The sequence below is a fragment of the Micromonospora sp. DT201 genome, assembly GCF_049841575.1.
GTDB lineage: Bacteria > Actinomycetota > Actinomycetes > Mycobacteriales > Micromonosporaceae > Micromonospora.
In genome coordinates, this window is the sequence record NZ_JBNCKP010000003.1 from 276,816 (window position 1) to 294,502 (window position 17,687).

The 17,687-nt window shown below is 70.4% G+C and carries 16 protein-coding genes and 1 tRNA gene; 14 read left to right on the forward strand and 3 right to left on the reverse strand.

The genetic code is table 11. From position 1 onward, the window contains the following. Window positions 1-142: 142 nt before the first annotated feature. A complete protein-coding gene (gene metG, locus ACLQ28_RS08300) occupies window positions 143-1,945 on the forward strand; it encodes a methionine--tRNA ligase (RefSeq protein ID WP_425685600.1) in 1,803 nt (600 codons plus the stop codon). A gap of 46 nt (window positions 1,946-1,991) precedes the next feature. Here the strand turns inward: metG and ACLQ28_RS08305 are convergent, their stop codons facing one another. Next, on the reverse strand, window positions 1,992-3,239 hold the full coding sequence (locus ACLQ28_RS08305; RefSeq protein ID WP_425685601.1) for a hypothetical protein: 1,248 nt from the start codon (window positions 3,237-3,239) through the stop codon (window positions 1,992-1,994). Window positions 3,240-3,392: 153 nt separating this feature from the next. On the opposite strand from ACLQ28_RS08305, the gene ACLQ28_RS08310 reads away from it, so the two are divergent. From ACLQ28_RS08310 to ACLQ28_RS08340, 7 genes are all read left to right on the forward strand, one after another. Continuing rightward, entirely contained in the window at window positions 3,393-4,292 is a 900-nt protein-coding gene (locus ACLQ28_RS08310; RefSeq protein ID WP_425685819.1) for a TatD family hydrolase, read from the forward strand. Between the two features lie 46 nt (window positions 4,293-4,338). Next, window positions 4,339-5,208 (forward strand): 16S rRNA (adenine(1518)-N(6)/adenine(1519)-N(6))-dimethyltransferase RsmA, encoded by an 870-nt coding sequence (gene rsmA, locus ACLQ28_RS08315; RefSeq protein ID WP_425685602.1) that lies wholly within the window; start codon window positions 4,339-4,341, stop codon window positions 5,206-5,208. 32 nt (window positions 5,209-5,240) lie between these two features. Next, window positions 5,241-5,825 carry a Uma2 family endonuclease gene (locus tag ACLQ28_RS08320; protein WP_425685603.1) on the forward strand — a complete coding sequence of 195 codons (585 nt, stop codon included), beginning with the start codon at window positions 5,241-5,243 and terminating at the stop codon, window positions 5,823-5,825. Further along, window positions 5,822-6,772 carry a 4-(cytidine 5'-diphospho)-2-C-methyl-D-erythritol kinase gene (locus ACLQ28_RS08325; RefSeq protein WP_425685604.1) on the forward strand — a complete coding sequence of 317 codons (951 nt, stop codon included), beginning with the start codon at window positions 5,822-5,824 and terminating at the stop codon, window positions 6,770-6,772. The genes ACLQ28_RS08320 and ACLQ28_RS08325 overlap by 4 nt, the downstream gene beginning before the upstream one ends. A gap of 120 nt (window positions 6,773-6,892) precedes the next feature. Beyond that, on the forward strand, window positions 6,893-8,698 hold the full coding sequence (locus ACLQ28_RS08330) for an ABC-F family ATP-binding cassette domain-containing protein (protein ID WP_425685605.1): 1,806 nt from the start codon (window positions 6,893-6,895) through the stop codon (window positions 8,696-8,698). 102 nt (window positions 8,699-8,800) lie between these two features. Beyond that, window positions 8,801-9,256, forward strand: coding sequence for a DUF4383 domain-containing protein (locus ACLQ28_RS08335; RefSeq protein ID WP_425685606.1), 456 nt, complete (start codon window positions 8,801-8,803; stop codon window positions 9,254-9,256). A 208-nt stretch (window positions 9,257-9,464) separates the two neighbouring features. After that, window positions 9,465-9,941, forward strand: a complete 477-nt coding sequence (locus tag ACLQ28_RS08340) for a DUF4383 domain-containing protein (RefSeq protein WP_425685607.1) — start codon at window positions 9,465-9,467, stop codon at window positions 9,939-9,941. A gap of 7 nt (window positions 9,942-9,948) precedes the next feature. Here the strand turns inward: ACLQ28_RS08340 and ACLQ28_RS08345 are convergent, their stop codons facing one another. After that, window positions 9,949-10,638 carry a TetR family transcriptional regulator gene (locus ACLQ28_RS08345; protein WP_425685608.1) on the reverse strand — a complete coding sequence of 230 codons (690 nt, stop codon included), beginning with the start codon at window positions 10,636-10,638 and terminating at the stop codon, window positions 9,949-9,951. A gap of 224 nt (window positions 10,639-10,862) precedes the next feature. Then, window positions 10,863-11,828, reverse strand: a complete 966-nt coding sequence (locus tag ACLQ28_RS08350) for an acyl-CoA desaturase (RefSeq protein WP_425685609.1) — start codon at window positions 11,826-11,828, stop codon at window positions 10,863-10,865. A gap of 316 nt (window positions 11,829-12,144) precedes the next feature. On the opposite strand from ACLQ28_RS08350, the gene ACLQ28_RS08355 reads away from it, so the two are divergent. The 6 genes from ACLQ28_RS08355 (at window position 12,145) to ACLQ28_RS08380 (ending at window position 17,620) form a co-directional block, all read left to right on the forward strand. Then, window positions 12,145-12,216: transfer RNA gene (locus ACLQ28_RS08355), tRNA-Gln, on the forward strand. A gap of 110 nt (window positions 12,217-12,326) precedes the next feature. Beyond that, the gene (gene glmU / locus ACLQ28_RS08360; RefSeq protein WP_425685610.1) at window positions 12,327-13,862 is read left to right on the forward strand and encodes a bifunctional UDP-N-acetylglucosamine diphosphorylase/glucosamine-1-phosphate N-acetyltransferase GlmU; all 1,536 of its coding nucleotides are present in this window, start codon (window positions 12,327-12,329) and stop codon (window positions 13,860-13,862) included. Between the two features lie 58 nt (window positions 13,863-13,920). After that, window positions 13,921-14,901, forward strand: coding sequence for a ribose-phosphate diphosphokinase (locus ACLQ28_RS08365; protein WP_030329105.1), 981 nt, complete (start codon window positions 13,921-13,923; stop codon window positions 14,899-14,901). A gap of 344 nt (window positions 14,902-15,245) precedes the next feature. Then, window positions 15,246-15,935, forward strand: coding sequence for a 50S ribosomal protein L25/general stress protein Ctc (locus ACLQ28_RS08370; protein WP_425685611.1), 690 nt, complete (start codon window positions 15,246-15,248; stop codon window positions 15,933-15,935). A 94-nt stretch (window positions 15,936-16,029) separates the two neighbouring features. Then, window positions 16,030-16,620, forward strand: a complete 591-nt coding sequence (gene pth, locus ACLQ28_RS08375; protein WP_425685612.1) for an aminoacyl-tRNA hydrolase — start codon at window positions 16,030-16,032, stop codon at window positions 16,618-16,620. 169 nt (window positions 16,621-16,789) lie between these two features. Beyond that, window positions 16,790-17,620, forward strand: a complete 831-nt coding sequence (locus tag ACLQ28_RS08380; protein WP_425685613.1) for an inositol monophosphatase family protein — start codon at window positions 16,790-16,792, stop codon at window positions 17,618-17,620. The last annotated feature ends 67 nt before the right edge of the window (window positions 17,621-17,687 follow it).

A 17,687-nucleotide genomic window follows, 5' to 3' on the forward strand; every position in this document is an offset into this window, starting at 1 on the left:
CGGACGAGGAGGCGGAATGGGCAGCTGAGCCGCGTGTCGGCGACAAATCGGACCAACGGGCGGGGCGGTCGGACCGGTCCGCCTGCCCCGCACCCCCCATTGGTTCGCGGACGCCCCGGGCGGGTCACTAGGCTTGCTGCTCATGAGTCACGTTCTCGCGGCAGTGGCCTGGCCGTACGCCAACGGCCCCCGCCACATCGGCCACGTCTCCGGTTTCGGCGTTCCCTCCGACGTCTTCGCCCGGTACATGCGGATGGCCGGCCACGACGTGCTCATGGTGTCCGGCACCGACGAGCACGGCACCCCGATCCAGGTGCAGGCCGACGCTGACGGGGTGACCCCGCGCGAGCTGGCCGACCGGTACAACAGGGTGATCGTCGAGGACCTGCACGGTCTCGGCCTCTCCTACGACCTGTTCACCCGCACCACCACCCGCAACCACTACGCGGTGGTGCAGGAACTGTTCGAGGGGATGTACCGCAACGGTTACATCGTGCCGAAGACCACCATGGGCGCCATCTCCCCGTCCACCGGGCGCACCCTGCCCGACCGCTACATCGAGGGCACCTGCCCGATCTGCGGGTACGACAGTGCCCGCGGCGACCAGTGCGACAACTGCGGCAACCAGCTCGACCCGATCGACCTGATCGACCCGAAGTCGCGGATCAACGGGGAAACCCCGAAGTTCATCGAGACGGAGCACTTCTTCCTGGACCTGCCCGCCCTGGCCGAGGTGCTGCGGCAATGGCTGGACACCCGGGACGGGTGGCGACCCAACGTGCTGCGGTTCTCCCGCAACCTGCTCGACGACCTCCAGCCCCGGGCGATCACCCGCGACCTGGAGTGGGGCGTGCCGATCCCGTTGGAGGGCTGGCGCGACCGACCGGACAAGCGGATCTACGTCTGGTTCGACGCGGTGATCGGCTACCTGTCCGCCTCGATCGAGTGGGCCCGCCGCTCGGGCGATCCGGAGGCGTGGCGGAAGTGGTGGTCCACCGACGGGGCGGGTAAGGACAGCCAGTCCTACTACTTCATGGGCAAGGACAACATCGTCTTCCACTCGGTGATCTGGCCGGCGTTGCTCTCCGGATATTCCGGGGAGGGCTCCCGCGACGGTGAGCCGGGCGAGCTGGGTCGGCTGAACCTGCCCACCGAGGTGGTCTCCAGCGAATACCTGACCATGGAGGGGCGCAAGTTCTCCTCGTCCCGCAAGGTGGTCATCTACGTCCGCGACTTCCTGGAGCGCTACGACGCCGACGCGCTGCGCTACTTCATCGCCGCCGCTGGCCCGGAGAGCAACGACACCGACTTCACCTGGGCCGAGTTCCTTCGCCGCAACAACGACGAGCTGGTCGCCGGCTGGGGCAACCTGGTCAACCGGTCCGTCTCGATGGCGGCGAAGAACTTCGGGGCGATCCCACCGGTCGACCCGGCCGGGCTCACCGACGCCGACGAGGCGCTGCTCGCCACCGCCCGGGCCGGCTTCGCAGTAGTCGGTGACCTGATCGGCCGGCACCGGCAGAAGCAGGCCATCGGCGAGGCCATGAAGGTGGTCGCCGAGGCCAACAAGTACCTCTCCGAGCAGGCACCGTGGAAGCTCAAGGACGAGGCGGACAAGCCTCGGATGGGCACCATCCTGCACGTCGCCCTCCAGGTGATCAGCGACGCCAACACGCTGCTCACCCCGTTCCTGCCGCACTCCGCCCAGCAGGTGCACGAGCTGCTCGGCGGCACCGGCGTGCACGCGCCGATGCCGGTCATCGAGCAGGTCGACGACCTGGACGGCGGTCCGACGTACCCGATCCTCACCGGGGACTACACCGTCGGCGCGCGCTGGGAGTCGGTGTCGCTGGAGGCGGGCCGGCCGCTGGGAGTGCCGAAGCCGGTGTTCCGCAAGCTCGACCCGTCGATCGTCGACGAGGAGCTGGCCCGACTGGCCGACTGAACGCACGACGCGCGCGGCGGTAGGCAAGCCCTACCGCCGCGCGACGTCACATCGCGTACCGGGTGTCCATCACCTGGTCGTCGGTCACCTCGGCACTCGGTGCCCAGGCCTCGTAGACGCCACGTTCGTGGCACTGCGCACCGGTCGTGACGACCGAGTCCGGGTTCGGATAGCGCAGGCGCATCCGCAGCCAACCGGCCTCTTCCCGCAGCACCAGGCAGGGCACGCCCCGCCACTGGGCGAACCGGACCCGGCGGGCCACAGCGTCCACCGGGTAACGGGCCGCCCGGGTCATCGCCAGCACCCGGAACCCGCCGGGCAGGTCGGCCACCGCTTCGTACTCGTTCTCGCCGTACATGCCGACCAGTTGAGTGGAGCGCGGCGCGTCCGAGTTCGGCACGTACTCCTGGTCCGGGGAGATGCCTGGCACTGCGGTCAGCAGGTGCCGCCACTGCGGGCCAACCATCCGCAGCCACCCGCGCTGCTCGGCCTGGTAGGTGTAGAGCACCACCTCCACCCCCTCCGCCGGGTAGGCGATCAGGGAGGCGTTCGCGGGCATCGGCAAATCGGCGAAGTCCCGGGTGATGAACTCCGGGACGAGCTGACCGTTGCTCGGCACGAAGCCCGTGCCCAGCACCGGCGCACCGAGCCGGTCCCGGGATGCGAGCGCGGTCAGGCCCCGGTGTGCCTCGCCCACCGGCACGTCGTAGTCGCCCGGGTCGGACGCCCGCCAGCGCAACGCGTAGGCCACATCCGAGCCGTCCCGGCCGACCTCACCGTCGGTGCGCAGCACCGTCGTCGTCGCCGGCGTACGCAGATGCGCCACATCATGCTCGCGGTAGCAGAAGCCGTGCGGCAGCCAGCCCCGCACGTATCCGGCGAGCTGCTGGGCGGAGAGCATCTTCACCATCCGGGTGCCCCGCCGGACCACCGCCGACGCGCGTGCCACCGCCAGCGTCGGGTCACCCGCTGCGGCCGGCTGCTGGCTGAGCTGGTGCAGGTACGCCCAACCCCGCTCGCGGTGCGCGGGCATCATCAGCGGCGTCTCCGGCTCGTCGGCCGGTTCCGTCGCCCCGTGCACCGCGGTCACCTCGGTGACGTGCACGAACCGGCGCCACGGCAGGGCGCTGCCCGGTCGGGGCGCCCACTCGAAGCCGGCCACCTCGTCGGCGCTGAACAGCTCGTACGCGGCGCCTCGGGCGATCTCCTCGGCTGGGTAGACGCCGCCGCCGAACGCCACGTGCAGCCCGGTCCGTTCGCCAGCGGTGCCGCCGACCTGGGGGGTGACGCTCATGCCGTCACCTCCCTCTGCTCGGTGGGATGGGGGCCGGCACGCTGCTGTGCCTGCCGGTTCGTTCGCTGCGCTCGCTCGAGGGCGACGGTAGAGTCGCGCGGCGTAGCCGGGGTGAACGTCGGGTGGCGGGCAGATGGACAGGCCCGATGTGTGATGCTGTGGCTGATGAGCGAGCCGACTGAATCCCGCCGAGAGCGTGCCGCCCGGCGGGCCGGAGAGTTTCCGCCCGCCCCCGAGCCGCTGCCCCGGCCGGTGCTGGACAGCCATACCCACCTGGACATCACGGTCAGCGAGGCCGGTGTGCCCGGCGGCGGGTCGGCCGACGACCCGGTTGCCGTGGCGATCGCGTTGGCCAGCAAGGTCGGCGTGGACCGGCTGGTCCAGGTGGGGGTGGACGTCGCCTCCTCGCAGTGGAGTGCGGACACTGCCGACAAGTACCCGGCAGTGCTGGCCACCGTGGCGCTGCACCCCAACGAGGCGCCCCGGCTGAGCGATCTCGACGAGGCGCTGCGGGAGATCGAGTCACTCGCCGCCCGCGACCGGGTCCGGGGGATCGGCGAGACCGGAATGGACTTCTTCCGGACCGGGGACGAGGGGCGTGCCGCGCAGGAGGAGAGTTTCCGGGCGCACATCGCCATCGCGAAGCGGTACGGCAAGGCGCTGGTCATCCACGACCGGGACGCGCACGCGGACGTGCTGCGGATCCTCGACGACGAGGGCGCTCCCGACCGGGTGGTGCTGCACTGCTTCTCCGGTGACGCGGACTTCGCCCGCGAGTGCGTCCGCCGCGGCTTCCTGCTCAGCTTCGCCGGCACCGTCACCTTCGGCAACGCCACCGCGTTGCGTGAGGCCGCCGCACTCACTCCGGTGGATCAGATCCTGGTGGAGACCGACGCCCCGTACCTCACCCCGACGCCGCACCGTGGCCAGCCGAACGCCTCGTACCTGATCCCGATCACCGTACGTGCGCTTGCCGCGACCACCGGCAGCGACCTGGACGAGTTGTGCGCGGCCATTTCCGCCACCGGCGACCGGGCCTTCGGCCCGTGGTGAGCCCGGCCCGACGGTCGACCCCGACGCCGCCGCTACGCTGCCAGGCATGACCGGTCTCCTCGGCCCGGCGGAGATCCGGGAACTCGCCGCCCGGCTGGGCGTCGCGCCCACCAAGAAGCTGGGCCAGAACTTCGTGCACGACCCGAACACCGTGCGTCGGATCGTCAACGCCGCTGGCCTGACCCCCGACGATGTGGCCCTGGAGGTCGGGCCCGGGCTCGGCTCGCTGACCCTGGGGCTGCTGCCGGTCGCCGGGCACGTTCACGCCGTGGAGATCGACCCGGTGCTCGCCGGGGCGCTGCCGGAGACCGCCGCGCGGCATGCCGGCGCCGATGCTGGCCGGCTCACCGTGCACCGCGCCGACGCGCTGCGCATCGACGCCGCCGAGCTGGCGGACCCGCCGCCGACCGCGCTGGTGGCGAACCTGCCCTACAACGTGGCCGTGCCCGTGGTGCTGCACCTGCTCGCGGTGCTGCCCACTCTGCGCCACGGTCTGGTGATGGTGCAGAAGGAGGTCGCCGACCGGCTCGTCGCCGGTCCCGGCTCCAAGGTGTACGGCATTCCGTCGGTCAAGCTCGCCTGGTACGCCCAGGCCCGCGGTGCCGGTCGGGTGCCCCCGAACGTGTTCTGGCCGGTGCCCAACGTCGACTCCGGCCTCGTCGCGTTCACCTGCCGCGAACCACCCCGAGCCGACGTACCCCGGGAGCAGGTCTTCGCCGTGGTCGACGCGGCGTTCGCGCAGCGACGCAAGACGCTGCGCGCCGCGCTGGCCGGCTGGGCCGGCGGCCCGGACCGGGCCGCCGCCGCGCTCACCGCGGCCGGCGTCGACCCCGGCGCCCGGGGGGAGTCACTGACCGTCGAGCAGTTCGCCGCCATCGCCGCGTCGGCTCCGGTCGGTACGCGGGCCGCGAAGTAGGCTGACGCCGTGCCCGCCGAGGAGGTGTACGAGTGACAGCGCAGCCGATCGAGCCCGCAGCCCAGGGGATGTGGACCCCGGATCCCGTCCGGCAGCGACTGGCCAACCACACCATCGAGGACGTGCTGGCCCTGCCCGACGACGCCCCCCGCGTCGAGCTACGTGACGGAGTCCTCGTCGTGGTCCCTTCCCCGACCTTCGGCCATCAGAACATCGGCAACTTGTTGTGGATGTGGTTGCGGCAGCATGCGCCGGTCGAGCTGACGCCGGCCACCGCAGTCGGAGTGGCGATCAACTACCGGAACTCCCTCGAACCCGACGTCGTCCTGCTGAAACGTCCGGTGGTGGCCGACCACCATTACTTCGAGGCTGAGCAGGTCGTGCTCGCCGTCGAGGTCGTCTCGCCTGGCACCCGTCGTCGGGACCGCCTGGAGAAGCCGGCCGACTACGCCGACGCCGGCATCCGGCATTACTGGCGGATCGAGCAGAATCCGGTGCACGTGTACGCGTACGACCTGGTCGACGGCCGGTACGAGCTGACCGTCGACTCCGCTGAGGAGCTGATCTTGACCGAGCCGTTCGACATTCGTCTGCGCGTACGGGACATCACCCCGTGACCGAGGCTTGGGGACCGGACGACGAGGACGAGCGGCGCGGGGCGATCGGGCCGGTGAAGGTCCGGGTGCCCGCGAAGGTCAATCTGCACCTCGGGGTGGGTCCGCTGCGCCGGGACGGCTACCACGAGCTGAACACGATCTACCACGCCATCTCGATCTACGACGAGTTGACGGCCCGCCGGGGCGACACTCTCGCCCTGACCATGGAGGGCGAGGGCACCGGCGAGCTGGCGTTGGACGACACCAACCTGGTGATCCGCGCGGCGCACGCCCTCGCCGGGTACGCGGGCGTGCCGCCGCACGCCCGACTGCACCTGCGAAAGCAGATCCCCCTCGCCGGTGGGCTGGCCGGCGGCAGCGCCGACGCGGCCGCCGCGCTGGTTGCCTGCGACGCGCTCTGGGGCACCGGGCTGTCCCGCGACGAGTTGGCCGGGATCGCCGCCGACCTCGGCTCCGACGTGCCGTTCCTGATCTACGGCGGCACCGCGCTGGGCACCGGCCGGGGCGAGGCGATCAGCCCCGTGCTGGCCCGCCCCACCTCCTGGCACTGGGTGGTGGCGATCGCCGACGGTGGCCTCAGCACCCCGGCCGCGTACCGCGAGTTGGATCGGCTCCGCGACGCCGGCACCGCCGGTGCCCCGCTGGGCAGCACTGACGCGCTGTTGGGTGCGTTGCGCCAGCGTGACCCCCGGGTGCTTGCCCGTACGCTCGGCAACGACCTCCAGGACGCCGCGCTGGCCATGCGCCCGGCGCTGGCCGACACCCTCAAGGCGGGCGAGGCGGCCGGTGCGCTCACCGGCATCGTCTCCGGCTCCGGGCCGACCTGCGTGTTTCTCGCCGCCGACGCGGCAGACGCGGAGCGGATCGCCGCCGAGTTGACCGCTGCGGACGTGTGCCGGGAGGCCCGGGTCGCGCACGGTCCGGTCGCCGGCGCCCGCGTCGGCTGACGACGCGTCCCACCAGGCATGCGGGCGCGCAGCGCGGGCATCCATGGCGTCCGCGTACCCTTGGGTCAGGCGTCCAGGTGCCCGCCGGCATCGGGACGCCTTGATCATGAAGGGTGGAACGTGGCGAACATCGTCAATCTGGACCGGGTGTCCAAGGGGTACGGCGCGGCAGGGCGGCTGCTCACGGACGTATCGCTCGGCCTGGACGACGCCGACCGGATCGGCGTGGTCGGCCTCAACGGCGCCGGCAAGTCCACCCTGCTGCGGCTGCTCACCAAGCAGGAGGACCCCGACGACGGCCGGGTGACCCACCGCCGCGACCTGCGCGTGCTCTGGCTGCCGCAGCAACTCACGCTCGCCCCCGACGCCACCGTCCGGGACGTGGTGCTCGGGACCGCCTGGCTCGCCGAGGGCATGGGTGCCGAGCACGAGTGGGCCGGCGACGCCGGGGTGCGTGCCATCCTCGACGGTCTCGGCATGCCGCACCTCGGCCTCGACCAGCCGGTCGGCCCGATGTCCGGTGGCGAACGGCGGCGCGTGGCGCTCGCCGCGCTACTCGTCCGCGACTCCGACCTGCTCATCCTCGACGAGCCCACCAACCACCTCGACGTCGGCGGTGTCGACTGGCTGGCCCGGCACCTGGTGGGCCGCAAGGGCGCCCTGGTCGTGGTCACCCACGACCGGTGGTTCCTGGACGCGGTCTGCACCAACACCTGGGAGGTCGCCGACCAGACCGTCCGCGCCTACGAGGGCGGTTTCGCCGCCTGGACCCTCGCCCGCGCCGAGCGCGAACGCGTCGCCGCCGCCACCGAGGCCCGCCGGCAGAACCTGCTCCGCAAGGAGATCGCCTGGCTGCGCCGTGGCCCGCCCGCCCGGACCTCGAAGCCCCAGTTCCGCATCGACGCCGCGAACGCGTTGATCGCCGACGTGCCGCCGGCACGCGACACCATGTCCCTGCAGCGCATGGCCACCTCCCGTCTCGGCAAGCAGGTGTACGACCTGGAGAACGTCGAGCTGCACGCCGGCCCGAAGGAGATCCTGCGCGACGTCACCTGGCTGGTCGGCCCTGGCGACCGGATCGCCATCCTCGGCGCCAACGGCGCCGGCAAGACCACGCTGCTGCGGATGCTCGCCGGCATCACCCGCCCCGACGGTGGCCGCCTCGGCACCGGCTCCACCGTGCGGCCCGCATTCCTCTCTCAGGAGCTCAGCGAGTTGCCCGGGCACCTGCGGGTGCTCGAAGCCGTCGAGGAAGTCGCCCGCAGGGTGCAGCTCGGCGACCGGGAGGTCTCCGCCGCGCAGCTCGCCGAGGTGTTCGGCTTCGACGACCGACGCCTCTGGACCCCGGTCAGTGACCTCTCCGGTGGGGAACGCCGCCGTTTGCAGATGCTGCGGCTGCTCGCAGGCGAGCCCAACGTGCTGCTCTTCGACGAGCCCACCAACGACCTGGACACCGACACCCTCGCGGCGCTGGAGGACCTGCTCGACTCGTGGCCCGGCACGATCATCGTGGCGAGCCACGACCGCTACCTGATCGAGCGGGTCACCGACACGGCGTATGGGATGTTTGGCGACGGCCGGCTGGTGCACCTGCCGGGCGGTGTCGATGAGTACCTCGCCCGGACCGCGGAGCGGGCCGGCAGCGTTCGGGCCGGGGTCAACCCTCTCGCTGCGCCGACCGGCCCGACCGCGAGCGGCATGTCCGCCGCGGAGGTCCGCCAGGCACGCAAGGAGCTGACCCGGTTGGAACGGCAGCTCAGCAAGCTCGACCAGCGCGAGACCACGCTGCTCGATCAGCTCGCGACGGACGCCACCGACTATGCCCGGGTCGCCGAGTTGGACACTCAGCTCAAGGATCTGCGCGCCGAGCGGGAGCGGATCGAGGAGACCTGGATGACGCTCGCCGAGGAGCTTCCCGAGAGCTGACCGGGCCGAACGCGCCGGCCCGGGGGCCGTGTGCGGCGTCACACCGCCACATGCGGGACAATCGTCGGCGACACCTCACCCCACGTCGTTGGAGACACAGACATGGCCCACACCCCCGTCAACCACCCCGCGCGGCCGATCTACCGGGCGATCGGCGGGCTGACCGGTCTGTACCTGGTGGCCTTCGGTGCGCTCGGCATCATCACGAGCGCCGGCAACGATATCCTCGCCCAAGACGACACGCAGGTCCTCGGTCAGGGCACCAACCTCGGCTTCTCGCTGCTCACCGTGCTGCTCGGGATCGTCGTGCTGGTCGGCACCGCACTCGGCCGTAACATCGACGTGGCGATCAACCAGTGGCTGGCGTACGTCCTGATGGTGGTCGGCCTGGTCGGTCTCGCGTTCATCCGGACCGACGCCAACTTCTTCAACTTCAGCATCACCACGGTCATGGGCGTGCTGGCGGCTGCCCTGGTGCTGCTCATGGCCGGCATGTACGGCAAGGTCGGGTCGGAGGAGGAGGCGGAGGCTTTCCAGAAGGCTCGGCTTGTTCTCTGAGTTTGTTTCTTGGTTGCGGCCGTGGGTTTTCGCCGGAGCCCGAGCTGCTCCGGGCGGTCAGGCTTGATCCCTGCGCAGCTCGGGCTCCGGCGAAAACCTGACCTGGTCCAGCCATTCGGCGGACCCTTCGGGCTTTGTGGTTCTTCGGACAGTTGGCTCTGCCTTGGGTGACAATCCTCCCTGAAACGGTCAATTCAGGGGGTTGGGTATGCCGCACTTTCCGGTGAACCATCCGGCACGACCGCTCTACCGGGTCCTCGCCGGCCTGATCGGCGTCTACATCCTCGTCTTCGGCATCTGGGGCGTCGCCGAGACGATCGGCAACCCGCTCTTTGACCAAAGCAGCACCTGGGCCCTGGGGCTACGCACCAACCTGGCCTTCTCGATCGCCTCGGTGATCTTCGGAGTCGTCCTGATCATCGGGGCTTCACGACGCACCAACCTCGGCCACTACATGAATCTCACCGCCGGTGTGGTGTTCCTGGTTACCAGCATCCTGATGATGTCCGTGCTGCAGACCGGGGCGAACTTCCTCAACTTTTCGATGTCGACAGTGGTCGTGTCGATGCTGTTCGGCCTGATCCTGCTCGGCACCGGCCTCTACGACAAGGTCGGCCCATCGGAACACCGCGAGGCGGAACTCGAACGCCGCAAACACCCGGTGGCCGACGTGCACCGCCGCTGACCGATTGTCAGTTGCGCCGGGAGGTGATCAACGTCGGCTTCGCCTCCAGGTGCGACAACCCGTTCCAGGCCAGGTTGACGAGGTGCGCCGCCACCGTCTCCTTGCGCGGCTTGCGCACCTCCAGCCACCAGCGGCCGGTCAGTGCCACCATGCCGACCAGCGCCTGCGAGTACAGCTCTGCGAGCTTCGGGTCGTACCCGCGGCTCTTGAACTCGGCGCCCAGGATGTGCTCCACCTGGTGCGCCACGTCGTTCATCACGCTGCTGAAGTTGGCCGTGCCGGACATCAACGGCGACTCGCGGACCAGCACCCGGAAACCGCTGGTCTCCTCCTCGATGTAGCCCAGCAGGGCCAACGCCGCCTGCTCCAGCAGCTCCCGCGGATGCCCGGCGGTCAACGCCGTGGTGATCCGGTCCAGAAGGGCCCGGACCTCCCGGTCCACCACCACAGCGTAGAGACCTTCCTTGCCGCCGAAGTGCTCGTACACGACCGGCTTGGAGACCTTGGCGCGGGCCGCAACCTCCTCAATGGAGGTGGCGTCGAAACCGCGCTCGGCGAAGAGCTGCCGGCCGGTCGCAATCAACTGTTCGCGCCGCTGAGCCGCCGGCATGCGGACCCGGGAGGTGGGTTTGGGTTTGGGTGCCGCGGCCGACGGCGTCGACCGTCGACCGCCGACACCGTCACTGACTTCAGGCATGTCGCCGCCTCGCTGGCGCTCGGTGACGCCCTGCCGTGGAATGGTGCCTCCGCTGTGCCCGTTCACGTCGTCGCCTCACTGGCGGGCGGTCCGACCACCCTGCCACGCCGTCCGACCGTACCCGGATCGGGTCCGGCACCCCGCCTGCCGAGCCGGCTAGTCCCCCCGCGCGGCTTGGTCATCCGGCCATCCTGCCAGGCGGCATCCCGGTGTACCGCCCGGTTTTACTGGGGTGCGACCGGCTTCACCAGCTTGGCGGCGAGACGTTCCGGCTTCGGCCAGCGCACCTGCGTGGCGGCGCCGACCTTCTCGAACAACCAGATCACCCGGGCGGAGATGTCCACCTGGCCACGCAGCACGCCGTGCCGGGCACTGGTGGGGTCGGCGTGGTGCAGGTTGTGCCAGCTCTCGCCGAACGACAGGATCGCCAGCGGCCAGAAGTTCGAGGCGCGGTCGCCCTGGCGCATCGCGAACGGACGCTCGCCGTAGACGTGGCAGACCGAGTTGATCGCCCAGGTGACATGGTGCAGCAGGCCGATTCGGACCAGCCCGGCCCAGAAGAACGCGGTCAGCGCGCCCTGCCAGGACCAGGTCACCAGGCCGCCAATCAGCGCCGGGCCGAGCAGCGAGATGGCCACCATCGCAGGGAAGAGCCGGTCGACCCGGCTGATGTCACGGTCGGCGATGAGGTCCGGCGCGAAACGCTCCCGGTTGGACAACTCCCGGCGGAACAGCCAGCCCACGTGGGCGTGGAACAAGCCCCGGGTCAACGCCCAGAAGCTGGTGCCGAAGCGCCACGGCGAGTGCGGGTCACCCTCCAGGTCGGAGAACGCGTGGTGCCGCCGGTGGTCGGCGACCCACTGGATGATCTCGCCCTGCACCGCCAACGAACCCGCCACCGCCAGCGTCACCCGCAGCCACCGCTTGGCCTTGAACGAGCCGTGCGTGAAGTAGCGGTGGAAGCCGACTGTGATGCCGAGCCCGGAGACGACGTACCAGACCAGGCCAATGATCACGTCGGTCCAGCCCAGCCAACCTCCCCATGCCACCGGCACGGCGACAAGCAGGGCGACGAAGGGGATCACCACGAAGGCCCAGAGGGCGGCCAGGATGCCGGGGGACTGGCTGCCGTCGGTGAGTGGTTTGGGGCCGGTGTCGGCGGTGTTGGGATCGAGCAGGGCAGTGGACATGGGACCTCGCAGGGGGACGAAAACGATCACGAAGCTACGCCTACGTCACCGTAACTTACGGCACCGTAGATCGCACGGAGAAGTTTCGAATGGCCCTCGCGTACCTGCCCAAAGTTGCAGGTCAGGACAGTATTTTCGGTGGAAGGGTGGGGGCGGCTCAGGGCGGGCGGAGGCGCGGCGTGGGGCGGCGCGCAGGAGTACGCGGGTTGCGGCTCGATCGGGGCGGGGCGGGATGAGCGATGGCGTCCGGCGGCCGGGGCGCTAAGGTGTAGCGCGGGATGCCCATCCCCCTGATGCGACGTGCTCGCATCGTTGATCGGCCGTGGTGTAATTGGCAACACCCGGGTCTTTGGTACCCGTATTTCAGGTTCGAACCCTGGCGGCCGAGCTGCCCACCTACGTCCCTTTTAGGGTCCGGTGGGGGTAAGAGGGGATCGTGCCGGACGCCGCGGCTAGCATGGCCGCGAGAGTGTCCGCCGTCCCGACGGGAGCCACGTCGTGCCCCAGCCCCACCTCCGTACCGTCGTCGTACTCGCCGCCGGTGAGGGCAAGCGGATGAAGTCGTCACTGCCCAAGGTGCTGCACCCCCTGCTCGGTCGGACGCTGCTCGGTCACGTGCTGAGTGCCGCCGCACCGTTGGCCGCGGACCGTACCGTCGTCGTGGTGGGGCACGGCGCCGACCAGGTCCGGGAGCACCTGACCGAGGTCGCCCCGGACGCCACCCCTGTGCTCCAGGCCGAGCAGCTCGGCACCGGGCACGCCGTGCGGATCGCGCTGGAGGCCGTCCCGGACGGCGCCGGCACGGTCGTGGTGATCAACGGGGACGTGCCACTGCTGCGACCCGAGACGGTGGGCGCGCTGGTGACCGCGCACGAGGAGGCCGCGGCGGCGGCCACCGTGCTGGCCGCCGAGGTGCCCGACCCGACCGGGCTCGGGCGGATCGTCCGGGACGCCGACGGCCGGTTGGAGCAGATCGTCGAAGAGCGCGACGCCGACGCGACGCAGCGCGCGATCCGTGAGATCAACGCCGGCATCTACGCGTTTGACGCGGTGCGGTTGCGCGAGGCGCTGGGCAAGCTCTCCACCGACAACGATCAGGGCGAGGAATACCTGACCGACGTCTTCGGGCTGCTCCGCTCCGCTGGTGAGCCGGTGGCGGTGCACGTTGCCGTCGACCATTCCGAGACGTTGGGTTGCAACGACCGGGTGGAGCTGGCGACTCTGCGCCGGCTGCTGCGCGACCGGGTCAACGAGGCGTGGATGCGCACCGGAGTGAGCCTGCTGGACCCGGTGACCACCTGGATCGACGTGACGGTGGCACTGGACCGCGACGCGGTGGTCGACCAGAACACCCAGCTGCGCGGCGGCACGGTGGTCGGTGCGGGCGCGCTGATCGGGCCGGACGTCACCCTGATCGACACGATCGTCGGCCCCGGCGCGTCGGTGATTCGCAGCCACGCCGTCGGTGCCGAGGTCGGCGCGGGAGCCAGCGTCGGGCCGTACGCGTACCTGCGGCCGGCCGCGCGGCTGGCCGACAAGTCGAAGGTCGGCACGTTCGTCGAGGTGAAGAACTCCGAGGTCGGCCCCGGTGCGAAGGTGCCGCACCTCACGTACGTGGGTGACGCAACGATCGGCGCGAAGGCAAACATCGGCGCGGCGACGATCTTCGTGAACTACGACGGGGTGAACAAGCACCGGACGGTCGTGGGCGAGGCCGCTTTCGTCGGCTGCGACACGAGCCTGATCGCGCCGGTCGAGGTGGGCGCCGGGGCGTACGTGGCGGCGGGCAGCGCGATCGCTCAGGACGTGCCGCCGGGGGCGCTCGGGGTGACCCGCGCGCCGCAGCGCAACATCGAGGGCTGGGTGGCGCGCAAGCGGGCCGGGACGGTTTCCGCGGCGGCGGCCGAGCGTGCGTTGCGCGGTGCCGAGGGTGCGTCGGAGGTGTCCGGCGCCGCAAGCGACAGTGAGGCAATGCACGGGGTGGCCGAGACGGTGGGCGGCGCATCCGGCACGGGAGATACTGCAACCGAATAGTCCCTGACCCACCACCACCGGGTCGGGTACCGCCGACAAAACGGGAGCAGACGGGCCCATGGGCAGCATCGTCGCGGAAAACCGCAAAAGCCTGATGCTCTTTTCCGGACGTGGCTTTCCGGAGTTGGCCAAGGAGATCGGCGAGGTGCTCGGCGTAGCGCCGACCCCGGCCGACGCGTACGAGTTCGCCAACGGCGAGATCTTCGTACGTTTCAAGGACTCGGTGCGTGGTTCGGACGCCTTCGTGGTGCAGTCCGTCACGCACGGGGTGAACACCTGGGTCATGGAGACCCTGATCATGGTGGACGCGCTGAAGCGGGGGTCGGCAAAGCGGATCACCGTGGTGCTGCCGTTCTACCCGTACGCGCGGCAGGACAAGAAGCACCGGGGTCGGGAGCCGATCTCGGCCCGCCTGGTGGCGGACCTGCTGAAGACGGCCGGCGCGAACCGCATCCTCACCGTCGACCTGCACACCGCGCAGATCCAGGGCTTCTTCGACGGCCCGGTGGATCACCTGTTCGCGATGGACATCCTGGCCGAGTACGTGGAGCACAAGTACGCGGGCCGGCCGATGACCGTGGTGGCACCGGATTCGGGCCGGGTGCGGGTTGCCGAGCGGTGGACCGACCGGCTGGGCGGTTGCCCGCTCGCGTTCATCCACAAGACCCGTGACCCGATGAAGCCGAACCAGGTCGTGGCTAACCGCGTCGTCGGTGAGGTGGAGGGCCGGGTCTGTCTGATCGTCGACGACATGATCGACACCGGCGGCACGATTGCCAAGGCCGCGGACATCCTCAAGGAGTCGGGGGCGGCCGAGATCGTGGTCGCGTCCACCCACGCCCTGCTGTCCGACCCGGCGACCGAGCGGTTGAAGAACAGCTCGATCAGCGAGATCGTGGTGACGAACACGTTGCCGCTGCCGCCGGAGAAGCAGTTGGACAAGCTGACCGTTCTGTCGATCGCGCCGCTGCTGGCGCGGGCGATCCGAGAGGTCTTCGACGACGGCTCGGTGACCACCCTCTTCGGTGGCCTGAGCTGATCCTCGCGCTGCGGTGAGCCCCGTTTTCGCCACTTGGCGCGCCGGTGGGAGCGGGGCTGTCAAACTGGAGAAAACAGGGTCGGCACGCTGGTGGGAGTACCACCAGCGTGCCGAGCTGGAGCTGTGACCGGGGACTGCCGGAAATCCTGGAAACAGCTCGGGTAGACTAGTGCGGTTGCCACGGCGAGGGTGCCCGGCGGGCCGCTGAATAGCGCCGCACGGAGGCACCGTCATCGACGCGGTGCTCCGGGCAGTCGTTCATGACGCATGAGCCCCAGCGAGCCCCTCGCCCCAGCACCGCCAGACGACAAGCCGCCGCAGCGAAAAGCATCAGGAGTTTCCCCGTGTCCGAGGTAAAGATCAGCGCCGAGCCCCGCACCGAGTTCGGCAAGGGTGGTGCCCGCCGTACCCGCCGGGCCGGCAAGGTGCCCGCCGTGCTTTACGGCCACGGCGAGAAGCCCAAGCACATCGCGCTGCCGTCGCGGGAGTTCGCCGCCGCGATCCGCAAGGGCGGTGCCAACCAGCTCTTCGCGATCGACATCACCGACGGCACCCAGGTGCTGGCGCTGCCGAAGGCGATTCAGCGTGACCCGATCCGCGACACCTTCGAGCACGTCGACCTGATCCTGGTTCGTCGGGGCGAGAAGGTCACCGTCGAGGTCCCGGTTCAGCTGACCGGCGAGGCCGCGAAGGACACGCTGATCGTGCACGACCACGACACCCTCTCGGTGACGGCCGACGCCACCAAGGTTCCGGACCACCTCGAGGCGTCGATCGAGGGCCTGGAGGCGGGCACGCTGGTGACCGCCGGCGACGTCGAGCTGCCGTCCGGCGTCGAGCTGGCCGCCGACTCGGAGCTGACCGTCGCTTCGGTGACCGCCGCTCCCACCGCCGAGCAGCTCGAGGCGACGCTGCCCGAGATCGAGGTGGCCACCGAGGAGGCCGACGCCGAGGTTGGCGAGACCACCGAGGGCTCCGAGGGTGCGGACACCGCCGAGGGCGAAGAGACCACCGAGGCGCGCACCGAGGCCTGATCGGTTCGTACTGTGCGGCAGGCGTCCCCGAGTCTTCGGGGGCGCCTGCCGGCGTATCAGGGGTCGGTGGGATGGACGTCGGGAGGGACGGGTCGTGACGGACGAGGCGGGGCCGTGGCTGGTGGTCGGCCTGGGAAACCCGGGTCGGGAGTACGCCGGGAACCGGCACAACGTCGGGTTCATGGTGGCCGACTTGCTGGCCGGGCGGGTGAGTGCTCGGTTCGGGCGCCACAAGCGGGCGGTGGCCGAGGTGGGCGAGGCTCGGCTGGGGTTCGGTGGGCCGAAGCTGGTGCTGGTCAAGCCACTGACGTTCATGAACCTTTCCGGCGGGCCGGTGGCGGCGCTGGCACAGTTCTACAAGGTGCCGGCGACGCAGGTGATCGCGGTGCATGACGAGCTGGACATCGGGTTCGGCCAGGTGCGGGTCAAGTTCGGCGGCGGCGAGGGCGGGCACAACGGCCTGCGGTCGATGTCGAAGTCGTTGGGCACGAAGGACTACGCGCGCGTGCGGTTCGGGGTCGGTCGACCGCCGGGGCGGCAGGACCCGGCGGATTATGTGCTGTCGGATTTTGGCGCGGCAGAGCGCAAGGAGTTGGATTTCCTGGTGGACCGGGCGGCCGATGTGGTGGAGTCGGTCATCGTCAAGGGTGTGGAGCCGACGCAGAACCTCTACCACGGGGGCTGACGGACCCTCGTGGCTTCGCGAACGGTCTCTGGCCGGCGGGCGAGGCGTACCGGATCGGCATCGATGGGCCGGTAGTCTGCGCCTTTCGGCGTGGGGCGACCGGCGACGCGGGTCGCGGCGAATCGGTCCGTGCGGTCACGGGTCGCGGCGAGGCGACGGGAGCGGGCAGATGACCAGTCCTCCGATGATCGATGGCGCGTTCGCCCGATGGTTGGCGGCCCGGGCCGGGCAGGCGCTGCTCGACCTGCGCACGGAGATGGGTTTCGCGGACACCGGCGCGCTGAAGTCGGCCGGGGACAAGGTGTCACACGACCTGATCCGCACCGAGTTGGCGAAGTGGCGGCCGGGCGACACGGTGCTCTCCGAGGAGGACGAGGGGTCGCGGTTGGCCTGGGCGGCTGAGGTGAACACCGGAGCGGTGTCGCGGTTGACCTCGGACCGGGTGTGGATCATCGACCCGTTGGACGGCACCCGGGAGTTCTCCGAGGAGGGCCGCTCGGACTGGGCGGTGCACGTGGCGCTCTGGGCGCGTAACGCGCCGAGCCCGCACGGGCTGGTCGCCGGGGCGGTGGGGCTGCCGGCGCAGCACCGGGTGCTGGGCACGGACTACCCGCCGGCGTACCCGCCGATGACTGTGGAGGCGGCGACGGCCGGCGAGCGGAAGATCCGCTTGGCGGCGAGCCGGAGTCGGCCGCCCGTCTTCCTGACCGACCTGGCCGAGGACGTCAGGGCGCACCTGGTGCCGATGGGATCGGCCGGAGCGAAGATCGCCGCCGTGGTTACCGGCGAGGTGGACGCGTACATCCATGCCGGTGGGCAGTACGAGTGGGACTCGGCGGCCCCGGTGGCTGTGGCGACGGCCACCGGGTTGCATGCTTCCCGGATCGACGGTTCTGCGCTGAAATACAACGAGGCGGATCCGCGCCTGCCTGACCTGCTGGTCTGCCGCAAGGATCTCGCCACCCGGTTGCTTGCAGCGCTGCAGAGACATTCCGGGTAGCCTGAGCGCACTTTCTTGACATGCCCGACCGGAAAGGTCTGGAAATCGGATGAGCGAGCAAATCGAG

Excerpts from the sequence above, each read along its gene's own strand:
- ACLQ28_RS08345 (WP_425685608.1), bottom strand. The coding sequence starts at position 10,638 with ATGCCTGAAGTCAGTGACGGTGTCGGCGGTCGACGGTCGACGCCGTCG.
- ACLQ28_RS08335 (WP_425685606.1), top strand. The coding sequence starts at position 8,801 with ATGGCCCACACCCCCGTCAACCACCCCGCGCGGCCGATCTACCGGGCG.
- ACLQ28_RS08350 (WP_425685609.1), bottom strand. The coding sequence starts at position 11,828 with ATGTCCACTGCCCTGCTCGATCCCAACACCGCCGACACCGGCCCCAAA.
- ACLQ28_RS08340 (WP_425685607.1), top strand. The coding sequence starts at position 9,465 with ATGCCGCACTTTCCGGTGAACCATCCGGCACGACCGCTCTACCGGGTC.
- ACLQ28_RS08380 (WP_425685613.1), top strand. The coding sequence starts at position 16,790 with ATGACCAGTCCTCCGATGATCGATGGCGCGTTCGCCCGATGGTTGGCG.
- ACLQ28_RS08310 (WP_425685819.1), top strand. The coding sequence starts at position 3,393 with ATGCTGTGGCTGATGAGCGAGCCGACTGAATCCCGCCGAGAGCGTGCC.
- rsmA (WP_425685602.1), top strand. The coding sequence starts at position 4,339 with ATGACCGGTCTCCTCGGCCCGGCGGAGATCCGGGAACTCGCCGCCCGG.
- ACLQ28_RS08305 (WP_425685601.1), bottom strand. The coding sequence starts at position 3,239 with ATGAGCGTCACCCCCCAGGTCGGCGGCACCGCTGGCGAACGGACCGGG.
- metG (WP_425685600.1), top strand. The coding sequence starts at position 143 with ATGAGTCACGTTCTCGCGGCAGTGGCCTGGCCGTACGCCAACGGCCCC.
- ACLQ28_RS08365 (WP_030329105.1), top strand. The coding sequence starts at position 13,921 with ATGGGCAGCATCGTCGCGGAAAACCGCAAAAGCCTGATGCTCTTTTCC.